This window comes from Archangium sp. (genome assembly GCF_036389735.1).
Taxonomy (GTDB): domain Bacteria; phylum Myxococcota; class Myxococcia; order Myxococcales; family Myxococcaceae; genus Archangium.
Map to the genome: position 1 here is coordinate 1 of NZ_DASVWK010000166.1, position 4355 is coordinate 4355.

Consider the following 4355-nt stretch of genomic DNA (forward strand, 5'->3'; position numbering starts at 1 on the left):
TGGAGGGACTGGCCGGGGGCGAGCACCACCTGACTCGGCTGCGTCGGGAAGGTCTTGCCATTGGACCAGGTCCACACCACCTGCCCGCTCGAGTTCCGGACGGCGAAGTCGGAGTGCTTCCCATTCTGGAAGTGGATGGTCACCGCGTAGGTCTCGATGTTGGTCACCACCAGGGACAGCTGGGCCGACGCCTGGGTGCGCACGTAGCTGGTCTTGTCCGTCGAGAACGTCACCCGGAGCGGATCCGGTGTGAGCAGGTTGACGGTCTGCGAGCCGCCCTTGGTCCCGCTTCGGCCCAGGTAGTCGCCCAGGAAGATGCCGCTCACGACGAAGTCACCATCCGGCAGGCCAGCGCCCGAGTCATCCACGAAGTTCCAGGCCTCCTGCACGGTCCACGTCTCACCGGGCGCCAGCGTGCGCACCTGGGGCGTGCCGTCGAAGGTCTGCCCCGCGGACCAGGCCCACACCGGGTTGCCCGCGATGTCCGTGGCGGAGAAGTCGTGGGTCTGCGCGGTGGCGAAGTTCACCTCGAGCGCATACGGGGCGGTGTTGGTCATCGTCAGGGAGAGGACAGCCTGCTCGCCCCGGCGGTAGGCGCTCTTGTCGGCGGAGAAGGAGACCTGGAGGTAGTCCGGCGTATAGAGGGAGATGGCCTTCTGCCCGGCCTTGGTTCCGCTCCGGCCCGTGTAGTTGCCCAGGAAGGTGCCGCGGACGGTGTAGGAACCGTCCGTCGCCAAGCCGCCCGCGTTCGCGGTGTAGCTCCAGGTCTCCTGGATGCGCCACGTCTCACCCGCGGCCAGCGTCCTGCTGGACGGGTTGGAGTCGAAGGTCTTCCCGTAGGACCAACTCCACACGGTGGCGCCGCTGGCGTCCTGCGCCGTGAACTCGTACTTCTGCCCGTTGGAGAAGCTCACCGTCACGGGAACGAGCCCGCTGTTCTTCACATCCAGTGTCAGCTGCACGGGGGTACCACGGGCGTAGCTGCTCTGACTCGTGGTGAAAGTGACTTGGATTGGATCGAGAACCTGGGCCTCGGAAGTGGTGGGCGACAGACCCACGAGCAGGGCGAGGGTCCATACCAGCGACAAAGATGCGAAACGAGATGCTGAAATCCGCATGGGGAGGGGGCTCCAATCAGTGGCTTCGTAGTGCCACTCTCAATTGTTGAGCCCCGAGCCGATTGGATCTTTTCCCCATGCGGGTGCACGAAGCCACCGCTGTATCTGTCCACGGGAGGACGTTAAAGGGCGAAAAGCTCCCGGACATCTCCCTGGAACGCAGAGCGCTGGAGGTTCCGGTCCTGCGCGTGCAGCCGCATGCGCAACCCGTGCTTCGGAGCGAAGGTGGCCAGCGCCTTGCGGTCCACCCGCTGCCCGGGCACCAGCTCGAAACGGAAGCGGGGCAGGAGCGTGGCCAGGGTGAGGGCGATCTCCTGAAGGGCGAAGCTGTAGCCGATGCACATGCGGGGACCCGCGCCGAACGGGATGTAGGCGTAGGGGTGCGGATCGAGCGACTCCCAGCGGGACGGCCGGAAGTGGTCGGGCGCGTCATACACCTCGGGAATCCGGTGGGTGATGAAGGGGCTGTAGCGCACCTGCGTCCCGGCGGGGAACTCCCTGCCCGAGAGATCGAAGGGAGCCATGCCGCGCCGGCCGCTGAAGGGGACGGGGGGCAGGATGCGCAGGCTCTCCTTGATGACCCGTTCCAACAGGGGGAGCTGGGGGAGGAGCTCGATCGTGGGCGCGCTTCCCCGGAGGACGGACTGGAGCTCGTCGAGCACATCCGCCAGCACCGTGGGGTGCTGCTCCAGCAGGAAGAAGGTCCAGGTGAGCGCGTTGGCGCTGGTCTCGTGGCCGGCGACGTACAACAGCGTGACGTGGCCGAACAGCTCCTCCTCCGTGAGCGCGCCGGCCTCGTCGTCGGTGGCGCTCATCAGCACGGACAGCACGTCCTGGCCCAGGCCCGTGGCGCGCTTGTGCGCCACGAGGTCGCGGAGCATCGTCTCCACCTCTTCCGAGAGCCGCAGCAGCGTACGGAAGGGAGTCAGGGGCAGGTCCCGGGGGAAGAGCTGGACGGGGATGCTCGCGTAGAGATCCAGCCACCGCTTGAGCATCCCGCCCACCCGGTCCATCTCGTCGAAGCTGTCGAGGCCGAACAGCGCCCGGGTGACGATCCGCAGCGTCAACACCATCATCTCGTGCGCCAGGTCCCGGACCTCGCCGGTCCTCCAATCCGCCGTCGTGCGCTCGATGACGTCGCCCATCAGGGACTGGTAGCCCTCCACGCGCTTGCGCTGGAAGGCGGGCATCATCCGCCGGCGGTTCTGCCGGTGCCGCTCCCCATTCATGTTGATCAGCCCGCTCCACAGGCGATGGAGCGCGGAGCCCGGCGGGGCCAGGCGCGTCATGTGGGGGTTGTGGAACACGGTGGTGTCCGACAGGACGCGCTGGTTGTAGTCCTGGCCGAAGACGAACACGGGGCCGGTCGGCCCTCCCGTCCGCACCAGCGTGCCGTAGTCGCGGTAGAGGGACATCATCCGACCGAGAGGATCCCTCAGGAACTGCACCTCCGAGCCGATTCTTCCCAGCAGGGGAGGCGGGGGTGGACCTGGAACGGTGGACGGGTGCTGCATGTGAGGAAGCTCCTGGCCGGTGGCCGAGCAGAGTGGGGTCGAAGGTGTGGGCCCGCGGCGAACGTTATCCAGGAGGTAGCGGGCTCGCTAGAGTCACGCCGTGCGTCTGGGCGCACCCCGAGATCAGGTACATGCGCAACACTCCTCCTCCCACTTCCGCTCCTCTCCAAGCACTCATCATCGGGGCCGGCTTTGGCGGCCTCGGCATGGCCATCCAACTGCGGAAGGCGGGCCTCGAGGACTTCCTGCTGCTGGAGAAGGCGGAGGACGTGGGCGGATGCTGGCGGGACAACCACTACCCGGGCGCCGCCTGTGACGTGCCCTCGCACCTGTATTCCTTCTCGTTCGAGCCCAAGGCCGACTGGAGCCGCCGCTTCGCGCCGCGGGCGGAGATCCTCGACTACCTGCGGCACTGCGCCGACAAGTACGGATTGCGCTCGCGCATCCGCTTCGGCCAGGAGGTGTCCGCCGCGCGCTTCGACGAGGCGAGCGGCGTATGGGAGGTCTCCACGGCGACGGGCGAGCTCTTGCGTACCCGTGTGCTCATCAGCGCCTGCGGCCAGCTCAGCCGGCCGGCCTGGCCGCGACTGACTGGGCTGGAGCGTTTCGAGGGGCCGCGGTTCCACTCGGCTCGCTGGCGGCACGACGTCGTGCTCGAGGGCAAGCGGGTGGCGGTCATCGGCACGGGCGCCAGCGCCATCCAGTTCGTTCCGCCCGTGGCCAGCCGCGTCCAGCGGCTGTTCCTGTTCCAGCGCTCGGCGCCGTACGTCATCCCCAGGCCCGATCGCGCCTATCGCCCGTGGGAGCACGCGCTCCTGCGGCGGGTGCCCTGGCTTCAGAAGCTCTCGCGCACCTTCACCTATCTCCAGTACGAGGCGCGGGTGCTCGGCTTCTTCACCTTCCCGGTGGTGATGAAGCTCCTCGAGCGTCGGTTCCGCCGGCTCCTGGAGCGGGAGATCGCCCACCCCGAGCTGCGGCGGAAGCTCACGCCGGACTACCCCATGGGGTGCAAGCGCATCCTCATCTCCAACGACTACTACGCGGCGCTCTCACGTCCGAACGTGGAGGTGGTGAGCGAGACCATCCGTGAGGTGACGGCCCGAGGCGTGGTGACCGCCGACGGTCGCGAGCACGAGGTGGACGCCCTCATCTTCGGCACGGGCTTCACGGCCACGGAGTTCCTCTCCCCGATGCGCGTCTTCGGCAGGGGAGGGCGCGAGCTGAACGAGGTATGGCGCGAGGGCGCCGAGGCCTACCTGGGCGTCACCGTCAGTGGCTTCCCCAACTTCTTCATGCTGTACGGGCCGAACACCAACCTCGGCCACAACTCCATCGTCTTCATGCTGGAGAGCCAGATCCGCTACGTGCTGGCCTGCATGCGGGTGCTGCGAGAGCACCACCTGCGCTTCCTGGACGTACGCCCCGACGCGCAGCGGGATTTCAACGCGCGGCTCCAGCAGGCCCTGCACCACTCGGTGTGGGAGGGCGGCTGCACCAGTTGGTACAAGACCGCCGAGGGCAAGAACACCAACAACTGGCCGGGCTTCACGTTCCTCTACCGGCGACACACCCGGGCGCCGAAACTGGCCCACTATGATCGTCAGCTCGGAAGCTGGGACACGGGGACGCCGTAGCGTGGCTCGACCAGGGCGACGCCCTGCGCGGCCTGGTCCGCCTTCTTCGTCAGCCGGAGCACGACGCCGAGCAGGGTGAACATGATGTG

Annotated in this window: 3 protein-coding genes; 1 reads left to right on the forward strand and 2 read right to left on the reverse strand. The window is 67.6% G+C overall.

Features of this window, described 5'->3' with window-relative positions; all coding sequences use genetic code 11:
• Together VF794_RS06235 and VF794_RS06240 are read right to left on the reverse strand one after the other, a co-directional pair.
• A partial coding sequence (locus tag VF794_RS06235; RefSeq protein ID WP_331108264.1) for a BsuPI-related putative proteinase inhibitor occupies window positions 1-962 on the reverse strand: 962 nt, incomplete at its 3' end.
• A gap of 278 nt (window positions 963-1240) precedes the next feature.
• Window positions 1241-2632 (reverse strand): cytochrome P450, encoded by a 1392-nt coding sequence (locus tag VF794_RS06240; protein ID WP_331108265.1) that lies wholly within the window; start codon window positions 2630-2632, stop codon window positions 1241-1243.
• A gap of 131 nt (window positions 2633-2763) precedes the next feature.
• Here VF794_RS06240 and VF794_RS06245 point away from each other — a divergent pair, with 131 nt between their 5' ends.
• A complete protein-coding gene (locus VF794_RS06245; RefSeq protein WP_331108266.1) occupies window positions 2764-4266 on the forward strand; it encodes an NAD(P)/FAD-dependent oxidoreductase in 1503 nt (500 codons plus the stop codon).
• The last annotated feature ends 89 nt before the right edge of the window (window positions 4267-4355 follow it).

Bases quoted from the DNA above. Each gene is read 5' to 3' on its own strand.
- VF794_RS06240 (WP_331108265.1), bottom strand. From the start codon at position 2,632: ATGCAGCACCCGTCCACCGTTCCAGGTCCACCCCCGCCTCCCCTGCTG.
- VF794_RS06245 (WP_331108266.1), top strand. From the start codon at position 2,764: ATGCGCAACACTCCTCCTCCCACTTCCGCTCCTCTCCAAGCACTCATC.